This is a genomic window from Marinobacter salsuginis (assembly GCF_009617755.1).
In the GTDB taxonomy this organism is placed as follows: Bacteria; Pseudomonadota; Gammaproteobacteria; order Pseudomonadales; family Oleiphilaceae; genus Marinobacter; species Marinobacter salsuginis.
Genome location: NZ_BGZH01000001.1, coordinates 1,659,293 through 1,683,703, shown reverse-complemented (window position 1 = coordinate 1,683,703; position 24,411 = coordinate 1,659,293). Strand labels below are relative to the sequence as shown.

18 protein-coding genes are annotated in these 24,411 nt (G+C 58.7%); 12 read left to right on the top strand and 6 right to left on the bottom strand.

What is annotated here, in order from left to right:
• The first annotated feature begins 9 nt into the window (after positions 1-9).
• The 5 genes from rapA (at position 10) to GJU83_RS07745 (ending at position 7,163) form a co-directional block, all read left to right on the top strand.
• On the top strand, positions 10-2,871 hold the full coding sequence (rapA, locus tag GJU83_RS07765) for an RNA polymerase-associated protein RapA (protein ID WP_153634007.1): 2,862 nt from the start codon (positions 10-12) through the stop codon (positions 2,869-2,871).
• Between the two features lie 130 nt (positions 2,872-3,001).
• Positions 3,002-5,452 carry an acyl-CoA dehydrogenase gene (locus GJU83_RS07760; protein ID WP_153634006.1) on the top strand — a complete coding sequence of 817 codons (2,451 nt, stop codon included), beginning with the start codon at positions 3,002-3,004 and terminating at the stop codon, positions 5,450-5,452.
• Between the two features lie 17 nt (positions 5,453-5,469).
• Entirely contained in the window at positions 5,470-5,850 is a 381-nt protein-coding gene (crcB, locus tag GJU83_RS07755; protein WP_069182168.1) for a fluoride efflux transporter CrcB, read from the top strand.
• A gap of 239 nt (positions 5,851-6,089) precedes the next feature.
• Entirely contained in the window at positions 6,090-6,296 is a 207-nt protein-coding gene (locus GJU83_RS07750) for a cold-shock protein (protein ID WP_008172950.1), read from the top strand.
• A 171-nt stretch (positions 6,297-6,467) separates the two neighbouring features.
• On the top strand, positions 6,468-7,163 hold the full coding sequence (locus GJU83_RS07745; RefSeq protein WP_136629868.1) for a lysophospholipid acyltransferase family protein: 696 nt from the start codon (positions 6,468-6,470) through the stop codon (positions 7,161-7,163).
• Positions 7,164-7,214: 51 nt separating this feature from the next.
• Here GJU83_RS07745 and GJU83_RS07740 read toward each other — a convergent pair whose 3' ends face one another.
• Positions 7,215-8,018, bottom strand: a complete 804-nt coding sequence (locus GJU83_RS07740; RefSeq protein ID WP_174805017.1) for a dienelactone hydrolase family protein — start codon at positions 8,016-8,018, stop codon at positions 7,215-7,217.
• A 157-nt stretch (positions 8,019-8,175) separates the two neighbouring features.
• On the opposite strand from GJU83_RS07740, the gene ald reads away from it, so the two are divergent.
• The 4 genes from ald (at position 8,176) to GJU83_RS07720 (ending at position 12,629) form a co-directional block, all read left to right on the top strand.
• A complete protein-coding gene (ald, locus tag GJU83_RS07735; RefSeq protein WP_153634005.1) occupies positions 8,176-9,294 on the top strand; it encodes an alanine dehydrogenase in 1,119 nt (372 codons plus the stop codon).
• A 22-nt stretch (positions 9,295-9,316) separates the two neighbouring features.
• The gene (locus GJU83_RS07730; protein ID WP_153634004.1) at positions 9,317-9,889 is read left to right on the top strand and encodes a glutathione S-transferase family protein; all 573 of its coding nucleotides are present in this window, start codon (positions 9,317-9,319) and stop codon (positions 9,887-9,889) included.
• 179 nt (positions 9,890-10,068) lie between these two features.
• Positions 10,069-10,680: a Yip1 family protein gene (locus GJU83_RS07725; protein WP_069182163.1), complete on the top strand. Its 612-nt coding sequence runs from the start codon at positions 10,069-10,071 to the stop codon at positions 10,678-10,680.
• 215 nt (positions 10,681-10,895) lie between these two features.
• Entirely contained in the window at positions 10,896-12,629 is a 1,734-nt protein-coding gene (locus tag GJU83_RS07720) for an alkaline phosphatase D family protein (protein WP_153634003.1), read from the top strand.
• On the opposite strand, the gene GJU83_RS07715 is transcribed toward GJU83_RS07720, so the two are convergent.
• Entirely contained in the window at positions 12,610-15,027 is a 2,418-nt protein-coding gene (locus tag GJU83_RS07715) for a phosphoketolase Xfp (protein ID WP_153634002.1), read from the bottom strand. The genes GJU83_RS07720 and GJU83_RS07715 overlap by 20 nt on opposite strands.
• Before the next feature lie 178 nt (positions 15,028-15,205).
• Between GJU83_RS07715 and ilvD the strand changes: the two genes are divergently transcribed.
• The gene (gene ilvD, locus GJU83_RS07710; RefSeq protein WP_153634001.1) at positions 15,206-16,894 is read left to right on the top strand and encodes a dihydroxy-acid dehydratase; all 1,689 of its coding nucleotides are present in this window, start codon (positions 15,206-15,208) and stop codon (positions 16,892-16,894) included.
• Between the two features lie 12 nt (positions 16,895-16,906).
• On the opposite strand, the gene GJU83_RS07705 is transcribed toward ilvD, so the two are convergent.
• Positions 16,907-19,510: an EAL domain-containing protein gene (locus GJU83_RS07705; protein ID WP_153634000.1), complete on the bottom strand. Its 2,604-nt coding sequence runs from the start codon at positions 19,508-19,510 to the stop codon at positions 16,907-16,909.
• A 226-nt stretch (positions 19,511-19,736) separates the two neighbouring features.
• Between GJU83_RS07705 and pbpG the strand changes: the two genes are divergently transcribed.
• A complete protein-coding gene (gene pbpG, locus GJU83_RS07700; RefSeq protein ID WP_153633999.1) occupies positions 19,737-20,687 on the top strand; it encodes a D-alanyl-D-alanine endopeptidase in 951 nt (316 codons plus the stop codon).
• Between the two features lie 19 nt (positions 20,688-20,706).
• On the top strand, positions 20,707-21,186 hold the full coding sequence (locus tag GJU83_RS07695) for an asparaginase domain-containing protein (RefSeq protein WP_136629875.1): 480 nt from the start codon (positions 20,707-20,709) through the stop codon (positions 21,184-21,186).
• A 3-nt stretch (positions 21,187-21,189) separates the two neighbouring features.
• On the opposite strand, the gene GJU83_RS07690 is transcribed toward GJU83_RS07695, so the two are convergent.
• From GJU83_RS07690 to GJU83_RS07680, 3 genes are all read right to left on the bottom strand, one after another.
• Positions 21,190-21,882 (bottom strand): pseudouridine synthase, encoded by a 693-nt coding sequence (locus tag GJU83_RS07690; protein ID WP_153634418.1) that lies wholly within the window; start codon positions 21,880-21,882, stop codon positions 21,190-21,192.
• A 5-nt stretch (positions 21,883-21,887) separates the two neighbouring features.
• Complete coding sequence (locus GJU83_RS07685; RefSeq protein WP_153633998.1) at positions 21,888-22,916, bottom strand: metal-dependent hydrolase; 1,029 nt, start codon at positions 22,914-22,916, stop codon at positions 21,888-21,890.
• A 62-nt stretch (positions 22,917-22,978) separates the two neighbouring features.
• The gene (locus tag GJU83_RS07680) at positions 22,979-24,229 is read right to left on the bottom strand and encodes a lytic murein transglycosylase (protein WP_069182156.1); all 1,251 of its coding nucleotides are present in this window, start codon (positions 24,227-24,229) and stop codon (positions 22,979-22,981) included.
• Between the last annotated feature and the right edge of the window lie 182 nt (positions 24,230-24,411).

Genomic DNA, 24,411 nt, shown 5'->3' with positions numbered 1-24,411 from the left:
GGAGGTTTCTTGGATACATCGGAATTTGTTATTGGTCAGCGTTGGGTCAGCCACAGTGATACCGGCCTGGGGTTAGGCATTGTCACGGATATCTCCGGGCGTCGGGTAACCCTGGGGTTTCCTGCCGCCGATGAGGAACGCACCTACGCGATTGATAACGCACCTTTGTCCCGCATCATCTATCAGCTGGGCGAGGAGATTGAGACCTTTGACGGCGAGCGGTACATCGTTCGAGCGGTCGAGGATATTGGTGGCGTGCTCATGTACCACGCCGACGATGGCACTGACCTGCATGAGATTTCAGAGGTCAAACTTGCGGGCTCGGTGAACTTTTCAGCGCCACACCAGCGGCTTTTCGCGGGCCAGTTCGATCGCAACGGCGCTTTTCGTCTGAGGTATGCGACCCTTCAACATATGAACCGCCTGAGGGCGTCTGCTGCCCAGGGGCTGATTGGTGCACGCACCCAGCACCTGCCGCACCAGATCTATATTGCCCATGAGGTTGCCCGGCGCCATGCGCCACGGGTGCTTCTGGCCGATGAAGTCGGCCTTGGCAAAACCATCGAGGCGGGGCTTATCCTGCATTATCAGCTGCACACCGGGCGGGCGAAACGCGCCCTTATCGTGGTTCCGGATTCCCTCACCCATCAATGGCTGGTTGAAATGCTTCGGCGCTTCAATCTGCGGTTCTCGATCGTGGATCAGGGTCGCTACGATGCCCTGAAAGAGCAGGAAAGCGATGTCGACGCCCTGGTTAACCACATTTTTGGCGACGAAGACGCGGTCAATCCCTTCGAGAGCGAGCAACTGGTGCTCTGCAGTCTCGATTTCCTGAAGCAAAGCCAGAAGGCGCAGGACGATGCCCGCAAGGCTGAGTGGGATCTGATGATCGTGGACGAGGCTCATCACCTGGCATGGAGCCCGGATGAAGTCAGCCCGGAATACCGGATTGTTGAGGAGTTGTCGGCGATCAGCCGGGGCTTGCTGTTGCTGACGGCGACGCCGGAGCAGGTGGGTGTCGCCAGTCATTTCGCCCGGTTGCGGCTGTTGGATCCGGCCCGTTTCCATGATCTGGAAGCCTTTCGGAAAGAGGAGCAGCAGTACGAGACGATCAACGCGGTGGTCCGCCGGCTTCTGGACGAAGAATCCGCAATCAGCGCCGAAGACCAGAAGTTGCTGCGGGAATGGCTGGGAGAAGAGCTGGACCACCTGCTGACCGGAGACCATCCACGGCAAGCGGTCATTGATGCCCTGCTGGATCGCCATGGTACCGGGCGGGTGCTGTTCCGGAACACCCGGGCGGCCATCCAGGGATTCCCCGAACGCCGTCCCAACCCGGAGCCTCTGCCATGCCCGGCCATGTACGAAGGGCAGGCTTCAGGTCTTCAGGGGCTGACCCCCGAGCAACTGGTGCCCGAGGAGCAATGGCTGTCGGACGATCCCCGGGTGGCGTGGCTCGAGAAAAAGCTGGTCAGCCTGCGTCCCGCAAAGGTCGTCGTTATCTGCGCCAGCGCTGAGACCGCCATGGCCCTGGAGCACTATCTCCAGCTGCGCGCCGGTATCCGCAGTGCGGCGTTTCATGAACACCTGAGCCTGATCGAGCGAGACCGGGCTGCCGCCTACTTCGCCGACACCGAACAGGGAGCCCAGGCCCTGATCTGTTCTGAGATCGGCAGCGAAGGCCGCAATTTCCAGTTTGCCCACCAGCTGGTGCTGTTCGATCTGCCGGGCAACCCGGATCTGCTTGAACAGCGCATCGGTCGGCTGGACCGGATTGGTCAGACCGAAACCATCGATATTCATCTTCCCTACCTGCGTGATACCAGCCAGGAGGTCCAGTTCCGATGGTTCCACGAGGGGCTGAACGCTTTTGCCGAGAGTTGCGCCGTAGGCGTTGCGGTTCAGGAAGCGGTCCAGTCCCTATGGCAGCGGGCCATTGATGGCGATGCGAGCATTGCGAACGAGCTGGTTAAAGCCTCCGCCAAAGAGGCGGAGCGCCTGAAAACCCTGCTGCAAAACGGTCGGGATGCCTTGATTGAACTGAATTCCTGCCGCCCGGACGTGGCGGACGACCTGATTGCCGCCATTGAAGAAGAGGAATCTGAGGAGCAGGTTCGGGACTACATGATGGAAGCCTTCGATATTCTCGGGGTCGATGTCGAAGACCATGCCGAACACTCCGATATCCTGCGGCCGGGCGAACAGTACCGGGCCGGCCATGTCGCCGAATTGCCCGAAGATGGCATGACCGTGACCTGGGATCGCAGGAATGCCCTGGAGCGGGAAGATCTGGCGTTTATGAGCTGGGAGCACCCGATGGTCACCGGGGTGATGGACTCGGTGACCAGCTCCGGTCTGGGCAAAGCCGCACTCGCCAGCCTGTCGGTCAAGGCCCTGCCTCCGGGAACGTTGCTGATGGAAGCGCTGTTTACCGTGCACTGCCCGGCGCCAGACGCTCTGCAACTGACCCGCTACCTGCCGGTTTCGCCGTTGCGCCTGCTGGTGGACGTGAATGGCAAGGAGCTGTCGGCGGCTTTGCCCCACAACCGGCTGAACGAGATGTGCTCGAACATCCGCCGGCGCACGGCCCAGGCTATCGTGCCCCAGATTCGGCCCCAGGTCGAAACCATGGTGGATCACGTCGAGCGCCTGTCAGAGCCTCATCTGGAGCCCCTGAAAGCCCGGGCGCTTGAACAGCTCGCTGCCAGTTTCGAGCCGGAAATCCGGCGACTGGAAGCGTTGCAGAAAGTGAATCCTGCCATCCGCGAGGAGGAGATCGACTTTTTCCGGAACCAGTTCGAAGCGGCGAGGGACGCCATAGGCCATGCCAGCCTGGCTCTGGAAGGTATTCGTGTGATCGTGACCTCATAAATCGGGGTGGGACGGCTGTAACTGGCTGACTGAGCGGCATTTGCTGGTCAGCCCTCATCTGATGCGGTACCGTAAACGTAACGGTTTATAGTCTTCGACATTCCCGAACCATGGATGACAGAGAGAACCTATGATGACTTTCATACTGTTTATTGTGGCGCTGGCTGGCCTGCTGATAGTGATGCGGCGCGAGTCCGGTGCAATGTCCGCGATTGGCGTCATGGCTATCACCGGCCTGCTGTCGCTGATTTTTGCCTCTGGTTGGCTGGCCCTTGTTCTGTTTATTGGTGCCGCCGTCACCGCTGCCGCCGGCCTGCCCGGGTTCCGCCAGGGCTGGCTGACACCCCGCATTTTCGCGATGTTCAAGAAAGTCGCACCGAAAGTTTCCGATACCGAGAAAGTGGCCCTGGAAGCCGGTACCGTAGGCTGGGATGGCGAGCTGTTTACCGGTCGCCCCGACTGGCACAACCTGTTGATTAATCGCAACACAGGCCTGAGCGAGGAAGAACAGGCCTTCGTGGACAACCAATGCACCCAGGCAATCTCCATGTGCAACGCCTGGGATGTCGCCGTCGAGCGGGCGGATCTGCCGAAAGAGCTGTGGGATTTCCTGAAGAAAGAGAAGTTCTTCGGCATGATTATCCCGAAGGAATACGGTGGCCTGGAGTTTTCCGCCAAAGCCCAGACTGCGGTGCTGCAGAAACTGGCTGCCAATGAATCATTGATGGTATCTGTTGGTGTGCCCAACTCGCTCGGCCCGGGTGAGTTGCTGGTCAAATATGGTACCGAAGAACAGAAAAACCACTATCTGCCGCGGTTGGCGGATGGCCGCGAGATCCCCTGCTTCGGCCTGACCGGTCCTCGCGCAGGCTCTGATGCAACGTCGCTGCCGGACACCGGTATCGTGTGTAAACAGAAAGTGGATGGCAAGGAAGTGGTCGGTATCCGACTCAACTTCGAGAAGCGCTGGATTACCCTGGCACCCATCGCCACCGTCGTCGGCCTGGCCTTCCGTATGTTCGATCCGGACGGGCTGCTGGGTGACACCGAAGACTACGGCATTACCTGCGCGCTGATTCCCCGGGATACCAAGGGCATGGAAATCGGCCGTCGCCACTGCCCGATTGGCAGTCCGTTCCTGAACGGACCGATCAAGGGTAAAGACGTCTTTATCCCCCTGGATTACATCATCGGTGGTGTGGATATGGCCGGCCAGGGTTGGCGCATGCTGGTTGAATGCCTGTCTGTTGGCCGTTGCATTACGCTGCCCTCAGGCGCTGCAGGGGCAGCCGCTTACTCAGTCGGCACCGCCGGCGGGTTTACCCGTATCCGTCGCCAGTTCAACACCCCGGTTGCAGACATGGAGGGCGTGCAGGAGCCGCTGGCCCGGATTGGCGCCAAGACCTATATTGCCCAGGCGGCTGTTAACCACACCGCTAACATGATCGACAAGGGCGAAAAGCCGGCTGTGCCGTCGGCCATCCTTAAATACCATCTCACCGAGTTCCAGCGCGGTGTCCTGACCGATGCGATGGATGTTCACGGTGGCAAGACAGTGACCCTTGGCCCGCGCAACTACCTGGGCATTGGCTACAGCGGTGCGGCCGTTTCGATCACTGTTGAGGGCGCCAACATCATGACCCGAAGCCTGATGATCTTCGGTCAGGGTGCGATTCGCTGCCATCCATACGTGCTGAAAGAGCTGGCGGCCAAGGATAACGACGATATCAAGGCGTTTGACGATGCCTTCTTCGGCCATGCCGGCCTGATCTTTGGCAATGCGGCCCGCGCCTTTACCCAGGCTCTGGGGCTTGGTCGGGCCGATGTGCCGTTTGACAGCGCCAGCCGCAGGTACGCCCAGGCGGTTGCCCGTTTCAGTGCCGCCTTTGGTCTGTGTTCGGATGCGGCGATGACCACTCTCGGCAGCGAGCTGAAGATGCGTGAACTGATCTCCGCACGTTTGGGGGATATGCTGTCTAACCTCTACCTCGCCTCGATGGTGCTGAAGAACTGGCACGAGACCCAGCCGGTGGAAGGTGAAAAGGAAGTGATGGAATACAGCATGAGCCTGCTGCTGCATCGCACCGAAAACGCACTGGATGAGTTCCTGCAAAATCTGCCGAACCGCGCTGTTGCGATGGTTCTGCGTGGTGTGACCATGCCACTGGGTCGCCGTTGGGACAGCCCCCAAGACGATTTGGCCCGCAAGCTTGCCCGTGCGATCTCCACTGACACACCGATCCGCAACAAGCTGATTGCCAGTGTGTGGACGACCGACAGCGAAGGAACCGTGGAGAATCCGGTCGCCCGCTATAACGGGTTGCTGAAGGATTACGACAAGGCGGAGCAGCTTTACCGGAAGGTGACCAAGGCCTACGCCAAGGGCGAGCTGCCGATGACGGCATTGCATCCGGAAGAACGTTTCGAGGCCGCGCTTGAGGCCGGTGTTTACACCAAGGAAGAGGCCGATTTCATGCGCCAGTACGAGACTGTGGTACTGGAAATGCTGACGGTCGATGACTTTGCCTTTGATGCCTTTGCCCAGAACAAGGAGTCTGTGATTGATCACAACCCCTCCTGACAGGGATCTGTCCTGAAATGTGGTTGTCTTTTGTAGCAGTCAGCGTTGGCGCCGTGATCGGCGCCAACCTGCGTTGGGCCCTCGGTTTGTGGCTTAACACCACCTACCATGCCGTGCCTTACGGAACCCTGGTTGCCAATCTCAGCGGCGGCTGGCTGATCGGCTTGCTGATTGGCTACTTCAGCCATGGCAGCGCGCTGGCACCGGAATGGCGACTGTTTGCAATCACCGGCCTGTGTGGCGCATTGACCACTTTTTCCACCTTCTCGCTCGAGATGTTTGCCGCAATCCAGGAGGGCAAATGGGCGATGGCGATTACCGGCATCCTGGCGCACGTGATCGGCTCCATCCTCATGACAGCGTTGGGAATTTACACCTTCGGTCTGTTGAAGGGATGATGGGTACCACTACCTACATAAATTCTCGAAAATACCCTTGGCAAGCTTCTGATTCAGGAGTACAGTGAAGGGCGTAGGAAAGATTCAGCAAAGCATTTCATGAATAAGACGTACCTCCGCAGTTAGTAGTGACCGTCCTGTTTTTGATTCCGCGAGTTCTGTATTTCCGCAAAACGCCGACCTGACACCATGCAGGTGCGAGGCGGCAGATAATATGATTGATTTCAGGAAGTTTAAGTATGTCTACTACTACCGGTACTGTTAAGTTCTTCAACGAAGCAAAAGGCTTTGGCTTTATCACTCGTGAAGGCGGCCCGGACGTTTTTGTTCACTACAGCGCTATTCAGGGCAGCGGTTTCAAGACCCTGGCAGAAGGCCAGCAGGTTGAGTTCACCGTTACCCAGGGCCAGAAAGGTCCTCAGGCGGAGAACGTTGTTGCCCTGTAATCCCTGACGGATTCGGCAATAACCGCTAAAAAGGCAGCTTCGGCTGCCTTTTTTAATGTCTGAAGAAGGACATTGGGTCATGCCTCGCTTTTGTCATTATCCCTTCTTCGTGTAATCTTTACGGGCCTGCTGCTCGTTTAAGCGGAAGTCGAGATCTCCAGGAATCGTTACATGCTCCGAGTGCTAAAAGCTGCCTGGATCCTGTTCTGGGCCATACTGCTGACCCTGATTCTGTTTTTTCCGATTGTGATTGCCGCCCTGGTGGGAAAGCGGGGGGATGCAGCCTTCCATGGCACCCAGGTTTATGCCTGGATCATCCTGAAAGTCTGCGGTATTCGGCTCAGAGTGCGTGGTAAGGAAAACATTGAGCCGGGCCAGCGCTACGTGATTCTAAGCAATCATGCATCCTACTTTGACCCGCCCGCGCTGGTGCTTGCGCTCGGCCTGCAGTACCGATGGGTGATCAAGAAGGAGCTGCGCAAGGTACCCCTGTTCGGATTGGCCCTGGAAACTTCCCGGAACCTGTTTATCGACCGCTCCAAAGGCAGCGATGCATTGGAGAGCATCAAGCGTGGGGTTGGCCAGCTTCCGGATGGCACCAGCATACTGATCTTTCCGGAAGGTACCCGTTCGTGGGATGGCAAATTGCTGCCCTTCAAGAAAGGTGGCTTTGTTATTGCCCAGGACGGCCAGCTTCCGATCCTTCCGATCACCATCTGCGGATCTCACCAGCGTTTACCCAAGGGCTCTGCGGCATTCAGCAGCGGTGAGATTGAAATCGTCATCCATCCCCCGATGGCCTCCGGGGCGTTGCCGCTGGATGACCTTATGACGGACGTTCGCAACAGCATTGCGTCTTCCCTTTAAAAACCAAAACCCGGCGGTCAGGCCGGGTTTTGGTTTTCAGAGCCCACTGTGTTACCGGGCGAAAATCTCCTCATAGAAACGCATGGTGCCGTTCCAGGAGCGGTTCGCGGCTTCTTCGTCATAGCCAATCGGCATACCGAACTCCTCGGCGACCTTGTCAGCACCGGGATTGGTAAATGAGTGCAGGACTCCCGGGAAACTGACCAGCGTGAGGTCGACTTCCGCGTCCTGCATCTCTTTTACCAGACCGGCGACCTGCTCGGAGGGAACCATCTTGTCGGCGCCACCGGTATATACCTGAACCCTGGCTGTCACGGTTCCAGCTTCCGCGGTGATTGGACTTCCAAGGGCGCCGTGGTAGCTGACGACGCCGTCCAGGTCCACGCCCATACGGGCCATGTTCAGGACCACCGCCCCGCCAAAGCAGTAGCCTTGTGCGGCAATACGGGAAGCATCAACGCTTTCATGATTCTGCAGGATTTCCATCGCCTTCAGGAAACGCGCCTTTACCTGGTCTATATCCTTGGTCGCTTCCTGCATGAACTTCTGGGCGGTATCGGGATGGTCTGCCAGCTTGCCGGAGCCATACATATCCAGGGCAAACGCCGTGTAGCCAGATGCTGCAAGCCGCTCTGCCTGGTCCCGGGCGAATTCATTGTGGCCCCACCACTCGTGAACCACCAGAACGCCCGGGCGCTTCTCCTCGAACTCGTCATCCCAGGCCATGTAGCCGGTGAAGGTGGTCTCACCGATCCTGTATTCGACGGTCTTGGTTTGCATTTCTGCCAGTACCTGCGTGCTTGCCAGAGTAAGTGAGAGGGTTGCCACTGCCGCTGTTGCTTTCAGGGTTCTCATGATCAGTCCTGCTCCTTTTGGGTCGGATTGTCTTTTTGTCCGGAGATCTACGCCCGGAACGGGTAAACCGATGCAATCAGTTGCCAACCCAGTATAGGACCTTTTGACTACACTACATTCAGACACTGGTGAATCCCGATTGTTTTGGAGGTTGTGTATGAAAATCGGCGTGCCGAGGGAGATCAAGAACCGCGAATACCGTGTAGGCATGACGCCGGCGGCCGTTCACGAGCTGTGTGGCCACAATCATGAGGTGTTTGTGGAAACCGGGGCAGGCGTTGCCATCGGGTTTTCCGATGACGATTATCGTCAGGCGGGGGCCAGTATTCTTGATACCGCGAGGGAGGTTTTCGACACCGCCGGGCTTATCGTCAAGGTCAAGGAGCCACAGGCCGAGGAACGGGCGCTGCTGAAACCGGAACACACACTCTTCACCTATCTGCATCTTGCTCCGGACAAGGCTCAGACCGATGACCTGGTGAAGTCTGGCGCCACCTGTATAGCCTACGAAACGGTCACCGACCGCGGGGGCCATTTGCCCCTGTTGGCACCGATGTCGGAAGTGGCGGGGCGTATGTCAATCCAGGCAGGCGCCCATTGTCTTGAGAAGGCCATGGGTGGGCGAGGCGTCCTCCTGGGCGGTGTGCCCGGTGTCAGCTCCGCTCGGGTCGCGGTGATTGGCGGTGGTGTTGTTGGCCAGAATGCCGTTGCCATGGCGGTGGGTCTCGGCGCGCAGGTGACGGTGCTGGACCGGAATATGGATGTGCTCCGACAACTGGACCACCTGTATGGCAACCGCATCACCACACTGTTTTCCACGGCCCAGACTCTGGATCAGGCCGTAACGGAATCGGATCTGGTCGTTGGCAGTGTGCTCATTCCCGGCGCTTCTGCGCCCAAGCTGATTACCCGTGACATGATCCGTCGCATGCCGGAGGGTAGCGTTATCGTGGATGTCGCCATTGATCAGGGCGGCTGTACTGAAACCTCGCGGGCAACCACCCACGACGATCCCACGTATATTGTCGACGGTGTGGTACATTACTGCGTGGCGAACATGCCGGGTGCCGTCGCGCGCACGTCCACACTGGCGCTGAATAACGTCACCTTGCCCTTTGTGGCAGCCCTGGCTAACAAGGGCCCGGACCGGGCGATGAAGGAAGATCCGCATCTCAGGGCCGGGCTGAACGTGGCCGCTGGCAAGGTGACTTACAGGGAAGTGGCAGAGGCGACCGGGCACCCATACACAAACCCTGAATCCCTGTTGGGATCCTGAGTGTGAAACCCTCGGAGAAACCATGAAACTGATCGGATCCACTACTTCACCCTACGTTCGGCGCATTCGTATCCTGCTGGATGAAGAGCCCTATGAATTCGTCAATCTCAATATCTATGGTGAAGGTCGGGATGAACTGCGGCGCAACAATCCGACACTGAAAATTCCGGTGCTCGAAGACGGCGGTCAGGAAATCTATGATTCCCGGATTATCGCCCGTTACATCAGTGCCAAGCAGGGCCGTGATCCGCTGACCTGGGACCAGGAAAACCAGCTCACCATGATTGACGGCGCCAATGATTCTGCGGTCACCATGCTGCTTTCGGAAAAATCCGGTATCGACACTAGCGCAGATCTGATGTTCTACAACCTCCAGCGTGAGAGGATCATGACCACCTTACGTACGCTGGCGGCGATGGTGGAGGACGGTCAGTTCGAAACCTGGAATTACCCAGCTATCTGCCTTTACTGCCTGGTGGACTGGCTCGAATTCAGGGACCTGGTGGACTTCTCGGGCGTGGAAAGCCTGTTGTCCTACCGTGACAGCCGCATGGATTACCCCTGGGTTGCAGAAACTGATCCCCGCAACGCCTGATTTCAGGCGGCCGGCCACTGCCGGCCGCCCCTCAGCCCATGTCAGGGCATTTTTTGAGCACTCTGCCTTTCCCATCCGCCATTCTTGACTATAGTTAAGAGTAAGGAGTGGTTGCTGATCTGACAGTTTCCGCATCCCGTATTTCACAATACCAACAACAGCGAAGAAGGGGGTTGTCCATGCTCCTGTCACATGCGTTCGGTCTCTTCACCCATCCTGATGAAGAGTGGGCTTCCATACGAAAAGAACATGAAACACCGCGCCGGGTCTACGTGGCCTATGTCCTGATTCTTGCGGCCATTGCACCGGTTTGCGCCTACATTTCGACGGCCTATTTTGGCTGGACGGTCGGCAACGAGCGGCTGATCAAGTTAACCGAGATCAGTGCGATGCAGCTCAGTGTGCTCACCTATCTGGCGATGCTGGTCGGCGTCTTTGCACTCGGCTACGCCATTAACTGGATGGCGAAAACCTATGGTGCCAAGGAAGAACACGTGCCCTCCAACGGCATTGCCCTGGCAGCGTACTCCTGCACGCCCCTGTTCCTGGCGGGTTTTGCCCTGCTGTATCCGGTGCCCTGGTTCAACGCTATCGTTTTCCTGGTTGCGGCCTGTTACGGGGCTTACCTCATGTATGACGGTCTGCCGATTGTCATGGGTATCGAGAAGGAACGGGCCGTCATGTACGCCGGTGCGTTGTTGACTGTTGCCCTGGTGATTCTGGTATCGACACGGGTCGGCTCAGTCATTCTCTGGAACTTTGGCGTAGGGCCGGTTTTCATCAGCGGATAGGCCGGATCTGAACGGAATGCCAAGGGGGAGCCTCGAGCTCCCCTTTTTTATGAATTCTGGCAGTTAGCGCAGGCCTGTCGTGATTTGCCATCCCCCTGTCGCAATTTGGCAATGCGTTCTTAACGAAGCCCGACTAGGTTCTTCAGTTGGAGTAGTACCGGCAAGGATCGCAGGATGCCGGGCTATGAAGGATGAATGCAGGGGAAGACATAACAATGAAACGACTGACACGACGGGATTTTCTGAAGGCATCAGCCATGGGTATGGGGGCCGTGGTGGTCTCTACCGGCCTGGCAGGCTGTGTGCTGGACAGCTCGGATGAGCGCACAATCACCTTCACTCACGGTGTGGCCAGTGGCGATCCGCTTGCCGATGGTGTCATGCTCTGGACCCGGGCGGCGCCTGCGAATGGCAGCGCCCCGGTGGGCGTGGCCTGGGAGGTGTCCACGGACGAGGATTTCGAGAACCTGGTGCATTCGGGCACGGTGGAGGCTGCTGAAGCCCATGATTTCACCGTCAAGGTGGATGTGCGCGGTCTGGCGCCCGGGCAAACCTACTATTATCGCTTCCAGACGACCGATCGCCAGTCACCGGTGGGCGTAACCCGGACATTGCCGGAGGGCAGTATCGACTCGGTGCGTCTGGCCGTGGTGTCCTGTTCGAATTACCCGGCCGGTTACTTCAACGTCTACCGGGAAATCAGTAAACAGACTGATCTGGATGCCGTGGTGCATCTGGGCGATTACATCTACGAATACAGCTCTGACAGCAGCAGCTATGCGGCTCAGGATGCCCAGGACCTGGGCCGGACCTTCCCCGAGAACAACAACCTTGAGCTGATTGAACTGGCGGATTATCGCAGGCGTTACGCTGCGTACCGGTCAGACCCGGATCTTCAGTCTCTCCATGCCAGAGTGCCGTTTATCGTGGTGTGGGACGACCATGAAGTGGCCAACGACACCTGGGAGGAGGGCGCCGAAAACCATAATGACGGAGAAGGGGATTTCACCGAACGCAAACTCAATGCCCTCAAGGCCTATTTCGAGTGGATGCCGATCCGGCCGGTGATCGAAGGCAGCGACGAAGCTATCTTCCGGACCTTCCGGTTCGGCAATCTGGTGGATCTTCACATGCTGGATACCCGCATCATCGGGCGCGACCAGCAACTGGACTATATGGACTACTTCACAGGCGAAGGCCTGGATGCGGCCCGTTTTACTGCGGATGTCGGCAGTCAGAACCGCACCCTGCTGGGCGCGGAGCAGTTGCTGTGGCTGCAGTCTTCCCTGAACTATTCCACAGCCACGTGGCAGGTGTTGGGGCAACAGGTACTGATGGGCCGTATGAATCTGCCCGCGGAACTGCTGGTAGCAATTGCTACCGAGCAGTTTGAAGGCCTGCCACAAAACCTGGCCGAACTGGCGCAGCTCAAAGGTCGCGCCCTCCAGGGGGATCCTTCTCTGACCCAAGAGGAATTGGCCCGCATCAACACGGTTGCCCCCTACAACCTGGACGCCTGGGATGGCTACCAGTACGAGCGGGAGGTGGTTCTGGGGACTGCCAAGGCGCTGAACAAGAATCTGGTCGTGCTGGCCGGAGATACCCACAATGCCTGGGCCAACAATCTGAAGGACATCAATGGGGACCAGATTGGCGTGGAGTTCGCCACCGCTTCGGTGACTTCGCCCGGCCTGGAGGAGTACCTGGGCATTCCGGATGAGATGATTCAGGGTGCGGAACAGGCGATCAGTCTGCTGGTCGATGATCTGGATTACCTGAATGTGAATCAGCGGGGATACATGCTGGTTACCTTCACTCCGGAAGAAGCAAAAGCGGACTGGTACTTCGTGGACACCATCAAGTCCCGGGAATACCAGATCGATGCGGGCCGAACAGCTTCTCGACGGGTATTGGCGGGTCAGCGCGTACTCATGGCAGACCCCGTGTAATTACGGCCGGGTCGCCCCGGCCCTCAACCGCTGCCAGCTCGGCGCTGGACAGCCACTCCCCCGGTGGCTTGTCCATAACACCCGCGCAGGCAGCCAGGGCATGGCCCCAGGAGCAGCCGTTGGCAAACAGCATGCCGGCCTCGTTCAGTGTGCCCCCGCGGTTGATGTAGCCCAGAACCCGGGATTGGGACGGGTCAGGGAACAACGGGTAGAGGTGGCCCCGAAACACCTCAGGGCGCATGTGAGTCAGGGCTACCCGCCGGTGAATGCGATGGGGGAACAGGCGCTCCCTCTCGAATTCCGACAGGCATACCTCTGCTTCCATCGTGTCCCTTGGCTGGCGGAACCTGCCCGGCTCCTGGATATAGACCAGCCGGAATGGGGTGCCGGTTTCACGCAATCGTTCACACGCCCGGATGGCCTCGGACAACTGATAGGCACCATTGGCCATGAGCAGCAACGGTTCGCCACCGGCGGTGTCCTCATCGACCACCAGGGCACCATGTCTGGCCAGCAGTTCCGCTTCCCGTCTGTCAAACACACAGGGGCGTTCACGTTTCGGGATGACCATGCACGTGATCCTGCCTCTTTCACTGAACACCGAGGGCAGCGTCGCCAGGGTGCTGTTGTAGTCTGCCGGAAACAGGACCCGGGACACGTCATTCATCTCCGCGAGCATGCTCTCGCAGAAGGTGGTGTCCTGGTGGGATTGCTCGTTCTTTCCGTTTTCCCAGGTATGTGAGGTGGCAATAACCGGCAGTCCGAGCCAGCGTGCCGGTCGACCCACTTCCTTCTGGTGCCGGGCAAAGATCAGCTCCTGGCGGATGGCGCCCAGCATCTTCACGCAGAACGCCTCATAGCTGGCCACCAGGTTCACTCCCGCCTTGTTGGCCAGACAAGCCGATACCACGGCTTCTTCGTTCAGGGCCGTGATGATCTTGCCATGAACCGATTCCTGATCGTTCTCGGGTTCGTTTACCCGGTGTTTCAGATCTTCAAGGACACCCTCAAGCCGGTTGCTTGCCAGTTCGTCCGGATTACCCACTCGCGCCCTGAGCCCCGGGTTGTTAGCCACCAAAGCCCGGAAAAAATCATCCACGGCCTTCATGGGCGAGGTGGGGGCGGGATTGGCCGGTAGTCTCGGGATCACGGGATCCGGTGGGTTGCGAACTGCGAGGGCATGGTCCCGTTCCAGGGCGCGTGATTGCCCGGCGTGCTGGTTCAGCTGAGCAATACAGCTGTGCAGTTCGTCAGGAGCCACCCACAATCTGGCTGCATGTTCGTTAAACAGCTGTCTGGCCCGGGCGTCCATGCGCGGGTTGCCGGGCAACGGCAGGTTGTGCGCAGCGTTGCTGCTGGCACCATAGAATCCGTAACCCTTGTTGGTTTCCGCTATGCCATAGGGCACCCGCACGGGATAGCTGCTTTCGCCCCTCAGAGCGGCCTCGCCATTGGTAGCCAGAGCCTGCTCCATCTCATACAGGGCACAGACAAACGCGGCAGGATCCCGGCCATCAAAACGGAAGGGCACGAAGCCCCGGTGCTCAAGATGTGCTTCAAAACGTTCGAGGCCCTCGCGGGTACCGAGTTCGGTGCGCTGTTCGATGCGCCGGCCGTTGGCAATCATGACCGGCATCACGGCGCCACAGTCCTCGGCGCGCCACCAGCGGGGGATCCAGTCACTACCGCGCTGTTCCTCGGCAGCGCCGTCCGAGAGGAAGGCCACCAGGGACTCTCCCGGCAAGGGCATATGGGCATACTGGAGTTCGGCAAAACCCAGGTAACCACCTTCGAGAATGCCACCGGCGGTGTGCGGATTGACATGGCTGCCAAGAGGGGCTGCCATGCTGCCATCCGGCTTCTGCCGGTAGCTGTAGAAATCGGCTACCAGGGTGGAAAGCCCGTCGGGCCCGCGATAACGTTCTGCCTGTTCCGGGTGCAGGTTTCCGGTGAGGACATTTAGGGCATCCACCGCGGCCACGCAATGTCCCTGGCCCATCAACCAGCTCCGCGTCCGTCCGGTCAGGTTGTTCAGGGCGAGATAGCCGGCATAGGCCGGTACCATATTCAGTGCACCGCCAGTGTGACCTTCCGGATTGGTTTTGAAGTCCTGGGGTGCCAGGGGTTGACCGGAGACATCGACCCGGCGGGCATAGGTCATGTGCACCACCAGCCACAGCCCGGCACTGGTCAGCCGGTCCAGATCGGCGAGTTTGCGATAGACCGTGGCAGCATCGGGCTGGTGGCCGGCAGCAACCAGGTGCTCGGCCAGTGCGCTGACCTGATGTTGCGTGGCTTCATTGTGCTGGATGACGCCATAACCATCGCACCAGCGCCGGAAATCCGGGCAGTCCGAAGCGGCGTGATTAACCGCTGCTGTTTGAATGGGCAATGGCATGGGATGCCTCCATGGCGTCAGTGTGTCCCGGAATTCTAAGCCCACCGCTGTTAGCTGCCATTGATGCAGGTCAGTCGAAATTGCATCTTTCTGCGGGCAGGCTTGCTCGCCCGCCCGTTGCCGAATGCGATGGTTTCTGAGAGTCTGGTCGGACAAGGCATCTGAAAAGGAGACTCCCATGACGCAAGACAAGAATCAGGACAAGCGCCGTAAATATTCGGCTCCGGTGGTTGATGGCATTGGCAAATCCGCCAGCCGAGCCATGCTTCGGGCCGTCGGGTTTACCGATGAGGATTTCAAAAAGCCCCAGATCGGTATTGCGTCTACATGGAGTAACCTCACGCCCTGCAACATGCACATCAATCAGCTGGCGGAAGAGTCGGCTGCCGGCGCCGATGAGGCAGGCGGCAAGTCGCTGATCTTCAATACCATCACGATATCGGACGGCATTGCCAACGGTACCGAGGGTATGAAGTATTCCCTGGTGTCCCGGGAGGTGATCGCCGATTCCATCGAGACGGTGGCAGGTTGCGAGGGCTTCGATGGCCTGGTGGCTATCGGTGGATGTGACAAGAACATGCCCGGTTGCATGATGGGGTTGGCGCGCCTGAACCGGCCATCGGTGTTTGTCTACGGCGGCACGATCATGCCCGGCGAGAACCATACCGATATCATCTCCGTGTTTGAGGCCGTGGGTTCTCACGCCCGGGGCGACCTGGATCTGATCGAGGTCAAGCAGATCGAGGAAACCGCGATACCGGGGCCAGGCTCCTGTGGTGGCATGTACACCGCCAACACCATGGCATCGGCCATCGAGGCCATGGGCATGAGCCTGCCGGGAAGTTCGGCGCAGAATGCCGTATCAGATACAAAGGCGGCGGATTGTCGAGGTGCCGGTACCGCAGTGCTGAATCTGCTGGAGAAAGACATCAAACCCAGCGACATCATGACCCGCAAAGCCTTCGAAAACGCCATCACCGTGGTGATTGCCCTGGGCGGTTCCACCAATGCGGTGCTGCACCTGCTGGCCATGGCCAGTACGATCGGTGTGGATCTGGAACTGGAGGATTTTGTCGAGATTGGCAAGCGGGTGCCGGTGCTGGCGGATCTTCGCCCGAGTGGCCACTACATGATGTCGGAGCTGGTGGCCATTGGCGGCATTCAGCCGCTTATGAAGATGCTGCTCGATCATGGGCTGCTGCATGGGGACTGCCTGACTGTAACCGGCCAGACCATTGCGGAAAACCTGGCCGACGTGGCGCCCTATCCGGAGGGACAGGACATCATTCATGCCTTTGATAATCCGATCAAGGCGGACAGCCATTTACGTATCCTGTTCGGAAACCTGGCGCCAACCGGGGCAGTGGCGAAGATTACCGGCAAGGAAGGTACTCACTTTACCGGCCGTGCCCGGGTATTCCATTCGGAAGAAGAGGCCCAGGAGCGGATTCTCGACGGCACGGTGGTGGCCGGCGATGTGTTGGTTATCCGTTATGAGGGCCCCAAAGGTGGACCGGGCATGCGGGAGATGCTGAGCCCAACCTCCGCCATCATGGGCAAGGGCCTGGGTAGCGACGTGGCGTTGATAACCGATGGCCGTTTCTCCGGCGGCAGCCATGGCTTTGTGGTTGGTCATATCACGCCGGAAGCGGCTGAAGGCGGTCCCATCGCACTGGTTGAGGATGGCGACACCGTTACCATTGATGCCGTCAGCAACCGGATTGAGCTGGACGTCTCCGGTGAAGAGCTGGAACGCCGGCGCCAGGCCTGGCAGGCGCCGCCTCCGCGATTTACTCGAGGCACACTGGCGAAGTATTCGCGAACAGTAAGTTCGGCCTCAAAAGGGGCGGTGACCGATCTGCCGTGATATAACTGGAGCTCAGCTCTTCAACGGTTCTGGCTTACCCCAGTAGTATCCCTGGCCGTAAAGGCCGGGGAACTGCTGCAGCCAGGCGGCGATAGCTTCCTCCTCCACGCCTTCGATTACGACATCCAGCTCCAGGGCCTCACCCAGGTCCAGCGCCGCCCGGAATATTCGTTGTCGGGCCGGTTGGGTGAGTATGCCACTGAGAAAGCTACGATCGATTTTCAACTCGTCCAGCTCGAATGTGGCAAGGGTTCCCAGCGAAGAGTGTCCCGTCCCAAAATCATCGACGGCAATTCTGAACCCGCTGTGGCTGAGGGTCCGAATGACTTCCTGTGCCAGGACTGTGTCGGCCATCATCGCTGTTTCGGTAATCTCCAGAATCAGGTCGGAGGGGTGTGCTCCATGGCGCTGAACAATCCCCTTCACCTTTTCAAGAAAGTCCGGATAGGTGAGATCGTTTGCAGAAATATTGACCGCAACTGCAATGTGGTCTCCGTGGCGAGACTTCAGGGCGCTCATATCTTCACAGACACGGTCGACCACCCAGAGCGTAACATGGTGAATCATCCCGACCTGTTCGGCTAACGGGATCCATCGATCCGGGGCAACTGTCCCGAAATCCGGATGTTGCCAGCGGATCAGGGCTTCCAATGACGCGATACTTGCATCCTCTATACGCACTGTCGGTTGGTATTCCAGCCATATGCAGCCGTTGCCCAGCGCCTCTTCGATATCCAGCATCAGCATTTGCTGCTGGTACTGCAAGTCTGCGATAGCCGGGTCGTAAACCGTCAGGGACTGATGCGTGTTCAGGGCAGCAAAGCCGGCAGATGACAGGATTGCTGACGCGTCGACTCCATGTTCCGGCGCATGAGCAATACCCACGGAAGGGCTCCAGGATAGCGAAAATCGGCCCTCGCGGAAGTTCTCTCCCAACCAGTTCACGATGGTTTTCAGTTTTTCCGTATCAGTGCCTGCAGTATCGCTCTGGTAAAAGGCGAAGGCATGGTTGCTGGTATCAATGCTGGCGAGCGCATAGCCGTCAACCATGATCAGCCGATCCCCCATGATCCGTTTGAGAAATCCGTCCAGCTCCCACAGATAGCTTCTGAGCAGATCCTCTGCCGTCCGATAGCCAAGCGCCTGCTCGATTTCGTTAAAGCGGGTCAATTGAATCATGGCGACGGTGTAGGGCCGCTGTTGGCTATCAAACTGGTCCAATGACTCCTCGAGCATGGCCCGATTGGGTTTGCCGGTTACGCTATGGGTTTTGAGGAGTTTTTTATAATTCTGCTCAACGTGAGATCGCAGCTTTCGTTCCTGGCGGGCGCGAATATCGGAATTCAGCCTTTTTTTACGCTCTTCCAGTATTTGACGGCCAATGCCACTGGTCAGAATGAGAGACGCGGCCGCCGCGCCGATAAAGAATGCCGAGTCGGTAAAACTGTTCACCGGGACCCAGCCGACAGTCCGGGCTGCCGATATCACTGTGCCCAGGAGAATACAGAGCAGTGATAGAGCAAAGTAGCGGGCATACACCTCGTGCCGGGCCTGTTTGAGAGCCAGGGCCAGAATCATTGAACCACCGGTCAGGGCCAGTATCAGAAAGGAGTCCTGCCCGATTAACGGTAGCTGTAATGCCATGGCCAGCAGGTGCAACAGGCCGAGCGCACTCGTCGCATTCAGTAGCAGCCTCGGGAGTCTAGAGACCTGGATGAAGTTTGGCGTGATTTGGCAAAGTGAGATGAGGCAAAGACACAGGCTGATGTTCAGTAGTGCGTTTACTTCCGGTAAGTTTGGCCAGATTAACCAGAGTCCAAAGCCCTCCATGACCAACTGCACGTGAATAACGGATAGCGTGAGAACGCCCAGCCAGGCCAGTCCCGGAAGCCTGAACTTCATCATGAAACTGAGGTTCAGCAACAATGCAAAGACGAGGAGGCCGGTAATGAATGCCTTCCAGGCCATGGTGCCTGCGATGCTGCTCACGACGTTGTTCGGTTCCATAATGGTAATGGGCAGCAACGTGGGGCCTGTATTCTGAACCTCGAACAGGAGTGTGGACGTGCCCGTTGGTAATGAAACTGGCCAGATCCATGGTGGTAGCGAGACCAGCCGGTTACCGAACGGGTAGATGTCTCCCATTTCGCGAAGCCTCTGGAAAACGCCGTTTTCATCGAGAATGGCGGGCCTGAGCCGGTCGATGTAAGGTGCGGATACCAGTGCCCACTGTTCGACGTCTTCGGTTCCGGGGTTTTCCACGGTCACCTTGAAGGTGACGGGGCCGTCGTAGTAGCCAATGCCGGAGCTCTCTGAAGGGGCTGCTTGCCAGTTTTGCCGGCGCCAGTTTTCGTTGTCTATTACTTGCTCCAGAGGTGCAACCAGATAGTCGATCTGCACAATGCGAGGGGACTGAGGTGCTGAGGCGGGAGCGTCAACATGCGGCAGCGGCGAAAGCGGGTTTGCAGGTTGATGGAGCAAGGCTGCCAGAAGGCCGTAGGCCATGGCAGCGAAAAGAAACAGAAAGGGCAGCCAGCGTCGGAATGGTGTCAGCCCTGATTGGGCTCGGAGTTCTGACAGCACGGCCTTTTCAGTCTGTTGTGTGCCGTCGTCCATATGAAGTGCAATTCCCGCTGAGTGGTGTTTTCTAACTCAATGAATCAGGCAGAATTTTAATGGATTCTAAACGCACGTGCATTCGCTGTGTGAAATTGGCGCAAGAAACTTTTCACCTGATCAAACAAGGTATTCGCTGTTATAGTTAGACCTGACCGCCATATCTGTAGAAGTCTGTTTCTGGACCGATAGTGTTACGCATGAATAAATCACAGGATCTGTACAAATGAGACTTGCCGGCTTTTCTCCTATCGTGATCTTGATGCTGCTCTGGCTGCCCGGGGTGCTTGTGGCACATCAAACGGGGGGCGAATCCCAGGAGCGGGAGGCGGAAACAGAAAATGGCCCCAGGCTCGCTTCGGTGAATGCGGCGGTCGCGGTGGCCGGCGATAACGAACTCATTTTCGGCAAGAATGCGGACCGATCCGTACCCATTGCCTCGGTCACCAAGGTCATGACCGCCCTGATTGTCCTGGAATCCGGAGAGCCGCTAGATGAGTGGCTGGTTTTCCGGGAGCGGCACACGCCCGCCGCCGCGAATGCTTACAGTCGGATCCGTATCGACTCGGAGATGCGTCGTAAAGATGTATTGCGCATAGCACTGATGTCCTCTGAAAATTTTGCCGCCTACACCCTGGCCCGCAGCCACCCCGGTGGATTCGATGCCTTTATCGAGGCGATGAACGCCAAGGCCGTGGCCCTGGGCATGACCGGCACCCGGTTTGTCGATCCGACCGGACTGTCGTCCGAGAATCTTTCAACCGCTGCGGACCTTGTGAAGCTGGTAAACGCCGCGGCTGAATATCCGGAAATCCGGGAATACTCCACCACCGGTTACTTCCGTGGCCAGTTCCGCCAGCCCCGTTACAGCCTGTCGTTTGGTAACACCAACGCCCTGGTGCATCGCGACAGCTGGGGTGTGGGATTGAGCAAGACTGGCTACCTCTCCGAGGCCGGGCGTTGTCTGGTGATGATCTCGAAGATGAACGGGAAAGAGGTTGTGACCGTTTTGCTGGATTCGTTGGGTACGCGCTCGCCCATGGGCGATGCCGGGCGCATCAAGCGCTGGCTCGATACCGGAGCCCGGGGTTCGGTGGCTGCGGCAGCCAGACGCTATGAACAGGAAAAGAACGCGGCCTATGCGACCGCAGGTAACAGCACGGTCAGTGTGAACTGATCCTGAAAGGAACTCCGCCATGATCCAGATCTTCACGACCGGTGGCACCATCGACAAGGTGTACTTCGATGCCAACAGTGAGTTCGAGGTGGGGCACAGCATGCTGCCGGAGCTGCTGTCGGAATCCAACATCCACGAGGGCTATCGCCTGCGGGAACTGCTGCGCAAGGACAGCCTGGAAATGACCGATGAGGACCGCCAACTGGTGCTGGCGGCGGCGACGGAATGTGACTGTGACCGGATCGTGATCACCCACGGCACGGATACCATGGCCGATACGGCCGCAGTGTTGGCCCGCCTCAAGGACAAGACCATTGTATTGACCGGCGCCATGCAGCCGGCCCGCATGCGTCGAACCGATGCCGTATTCAATATCGGGTTTGCCTGGGCCGCAGTGCAGTTGTTGCCACCGGGAGTCTATATCGCGATGAATGGCGAGGTGTTCGAGGCCGGAGCCGTGCGCAAGAACCTGAAGGCGCAGCGTTTCGAGCGCACCTGAATGTCACGCCAGGCTGTCTTTTTCCTCTGGGGTCAGTTCCCGGTATTCACCCGGTCTTAACGCTGTATCCAGTTCAACCTTCCCGATCCTCAGTCGATGCAGCGCGTCGACGTGGTTGCCAACAGCTGCCAGCATACGCTTGACCTGATGGTAGCGCCCTTCCGAAATCGTGAGCTCGATGATTCGTTCTTCCAGAACCTTTACCCCGGCCGGTCGCGTTGGCTTCGGGTCGTTGTGCAACTCCACCCCACGCTCCAGTTGTTGGGCCGCTGCGTCGGTCAGCGGTTCGCTCAGCGTTACCCGGTAGGTTTTGGGGCAATCGGTTCGTGGTGAGGTGACCCGATGGGACCACTTGCCATCAGTGGTCAGCAGCAGCAAGCCGGTGGTGTCTGCGTCCAGGCGGCCGGCGATGTGCAGGTTCCGGGTGATATCTGAAGGTAACAGGTCGAGTGCCGTTGGGTGGTCACTGTCGGTTGTTGCGCTCACCACCCCTGCTGGCTTGTTCATCATCAGGTAGCGCTCTCCCGGCAGGTTCAGGAGTTTGCCGAACAATGCCACCCGTTCATGGCCCGCCAACCGGGTATTGGCGCCCTTACAGATCTGTTCATTGACAGTTACCTCACCTCGGCTAATAGCCCGTTTGGCGTCTTTTCGGGAGAGTTCGGTACTGGTGGCAATAAACTGGTCGAGTCGCATGCGATTCAACAGCGCTGTCCCGGTGCTGGCGAGCTCAGGCTGGCCAGGCAAAGCACCGGGGTTTCTCCCGTCATCCGCGACCAGAGCAGCCCCAGGGCTTCGGTGTTCACATCGGGTCGGGGAGTCCGGAAGCTTGCCGTCGGGTCGATACCGCTGCCATTCCGGGTTGCCAGAACAAAGGTAAAGGGGTGCGCGCCGGGAATTCCCAGCCGGATGTCGGTGGCCATAATGCGGTCACCAACCTGGTCGTAATCCAGGAAGCCACGGGTGAACCATTCCAGGCGCTGGGCCTCGGGCAGATCCGACACTGCCTCCTGCAGATCCGTGCGGCGCGGAAAATATTCAAGATTCAGAGGGGTATCGCCGTCCAGAAAGCCGGTAACAATCTCTACCCGCTGGTCACCCTGCAGAGCCGTGGCGCGCCACAACAGGGTGTTGAAAGGCATGGGTTGAACCAGCAGGTCGGGGTCGTCCAGCCCGGCTTCCGCGAGCGCGGGTTGCACCCTTTGGGTAATGACCTGTTGCGCAATCAGGCTCCAGCCAAGGTAGAGGGTGGAGACGGCCAGCCCCGCGATGACCGCCGATTTGGCAGGCGGCCGGGCCAGGAAAAACAGACAGCCGGCCAGCAGGGGCAGGGTATAGAGCGGGTCGATGATAAAAATGCTGCTGATGGCCACCGGAGGGCCGATGGGCCAGAACAGCTGGGTGCCGTAGGTGGTAAAGGAGTCCAGCAGTGGGTGCGTGATCAGGATCAGGCCAGTCAGCGCTAGCCATCGCTGGAAACTCAGTTGCGGTTTCCAGCGCCAGAGCAGCCAGGCAAGTACCACCGCCAGAGGGGCGAGAATGAAGAGAGAGTGGCTGAACCCCCGATGCTGGGTGAAGTTAGCCACCGCTGTTCCGTAGTCGATGACCACATCCAGATCCGGCAGGGTGCCCAGCACGGCGCCCGTCAGCAAAACCGAGCGGCCAAGGGTCTTGCCGGCTACGGCGCCGGCCAGGGAGGCGCCCAGGGCAGCCTGCGTTATGGAGTCCATATCAGATCAGTCTCGCGTCAAGAAAGGTACCTGCAGTAGTAGGCCCAAGGCTCTCCCGTGGATCACTGGCCTGCCGGTATTCCCAGCTGCGCCAGAACCGCTTCTCCCGGATAGCCATCGGCCACCAGGTTGTTAGCGGCCTGAAACTGCCGGATCGCAGACCTGGTTGCCGGGCCCATGATCCCATCGGGCTTGCCGGGCTCATAGCCCTTTTGCTGAAGGGCTTTCTGCAGGCTGATGATGTTGTCGCGGGACAGTGCTGGAGCATCCACGGGCGGAGGGTTCTGCAACTTGCCGGCACCGGCAATCCGGTCCGCCAGATGACCAACGGCTATGGCGTAGAACTCGGAGCGGTTCCAGCCCATGATCACGCGGAAGTTGTCATAGGCAAGGAAGGCCGGACCGCGGTGTCCTGCGGGTACCACCAGGGCGGCATCAATCGGTTCACGGGCCAGCGCATTGCCAAAGGCATCGGTGATCCCCATTTCTCGCCATTCTTTCAGTGGCAGGCGACGCCCATCTGCCAGGGAATAGTCGAAATTCTCTGGCAGCAGCACCTCACGACCCCAACGATAGTCGCCATTCCAGTTCATCGATTCCAGGAACCTGCCGGCCGACATCATGGCGTCCGGCAGGCTGTTCCAGAGATCCCTCCGGCCATCGCCGTCGGCATCCACCGCGTGTTTCAGGAAGACGGTGGGCATGAACTGGACATGGCCCATGGCGCCGGCCCAGGAGCCTTCCATCTGGTCGGCCGGAATGGCGCCCTCGTCGATAATGCGCAGGGCGGCGATCAGCTGCTCGGTGAAGAAGGTGCTGCGGCGCGGATCGCAGGCCAGTGTTGTCAGGGAGCTGGGCACCGGCATCTTGCCGAAATAGCTGCCAAAATTGGTTTCCAGGCCCCAGAAGGCTACGAGATAGGGCGCAGGCACGCCGGTTTCCCGCGTGACTCTGGCCAGAAGCTCCTGGTGTTCCTTCAGAAGCTCACGGCCTTTGCTGACCCGGGCGTCGTTCACGCGCCGGTTCAGGTAATCGGCAAATGTGGTGGTGAACTCCGGTTGACGCCGATCCAGCTCGATCACCCGGGCAAGGTGCCTGACCTCGGACATCACCTCGCTGGCGGTCTTGCTGCTGACGCCGGCAGTAATGGCCTGCTCCTGGAGCCGTGCTTTGCATTCAGCAAAGCCTGCCGGCTCGGAATAAGCCCCGTCCTGGGCGAGAACAGGCAGTGACAGGAAAGAGAGAAAACCGGAAAACAACAAGCCGCTGGTCAGGCAGCCCTGGCGAAGAATCCTTGCAGGTCTGGTCAGCACACAAAACCTCTATCAGGCTGATGGTGGAATGATCCTGAGCCCATGTTAGCGCGTTTTCCAGCCGGAGAAACACTGTCCGGGGCCCGGTGGAGTGACAATTCTTTAACCTGCGGGTTCCCGGACTCTGTTGATTGTCGTCTTTTTGTTGCCGGCAGGTTTCTGGCGCGAGTCTTTGTTCTATA

Excerpts from the sequence above, each read along its gene's own strand:
- ald (WP_153634005.1), top strand. The coding sequence starts at position 8,176 with ATGAAAATCGGCGTGCCGAGGGAGATCAAGAACCGCGAATACCGTGTA.
- GJU83_RS07720 (WP_153634003.1), top strand. The coding sequence starts at position 10,896 with ATGAAACGACTGACACGACGGGATTTTCTGAAGGCATCAGCCATGGGT.
- GJU83_RS07695 (WP_136629875.1), top strand. The coding sequence starts at position 20,707 with ATGATCCAGATCTTCACGACCGGTGGCACCATCGACAAGGTGTACTTC.
- GJU83_RS07750 (WP_008172950.1), top strand. The coding sequence starts at position 6,090 with ATGTCTACTACTACCGGTACTGTTAAGTTCTTCAACGAAGCAAAAGGC.
- GJU83_RS07740 (WP_174805017.1), bottom strand. The coding sequence starts at position 8,018 with ATGAGAACCCTGAAAGCAACAGCGGCAGTGGCAACCCTCTCACTTACT.
- ilvD (WP_153634001.1), top strand. The coding sequence starts at position 15,206 with ATGACGCAAGACAAGAATCAGGACAAGCGCCGTAAATATTCGGCTCCG.
- crcB (WP_069182168.1), top strand. The coding sequence starts at position 5,470 with ATGTGGTTGTCTTTTGTAGCAGTCAGCGTTGGCGCCGTGATCGGCGCC.
- GJU83_RS07730 (WP_153634004.1), top strand. The coding sequence starts at position 9,317 with ATGAAACTGATCGGATCCACTACTTCACCCTACGTTCGGCGCATTCGT.
- GJU83_RS07685 (WP_153633998.1), bottom strand. The coding sequence starts at position 22,916 with ATGGACTCCATAACGCAGGCTGCCCTGGGCGCCTCCCTGGCCGGCGCC.
- GJU83_RS07705 (WP_153634000.1), bottom strand. The coding sequence starts at position 19,510 with ATGGACGACGGCACACAACAGACTGAAAAGGCCGTGCTGTCAGAACTC.
- GJU83_RS07760 (WP_153634006.1), top strand. The coding sequence starts at position 3,002 with ATGATGACTTTCATACTGTTTATTGTGGCGCTGGCTGGCCTGCTGATA.
- GJU83_RS07725 (WP_069182163.1), top strand. The coding sequence starts at position 10,069 with ATGCTCCTGTCACATGCGTTCGGTCTCTTCACCCATCCTGATGAAGAG.
- GJU83_RS07745 (WP_136629868.1), top strand. The coding sequence starts at position 6,468 with ATGCTCCGAGTGCTAAAAGCTGCCTGGATCCTGTTCTGGGCCATACTG.
- pbpG (WP_153633999.1), top strand. The coding sequence starts at position 19,737 with ATGAGACTTGCCGGCTTTTCTCCTATCGTGATCTTGATGCTGCTCTGG.
- GJU83_RS07690 (WP_153634418.1), bottom strand. The coding sequence starts at position 21,882 with ATGCGACTCGACCAGTTTATTGCCACCAGTACCGAACTCTCCCGAAAA.
- GJU83_RS07715 (WP_153634002.1), bottom strand. The coding sequence starts at position 15,027 with ATGCCATTGCCCATTCAAACAGCAGCGGTTAATCACGCCGCTTCGGAC.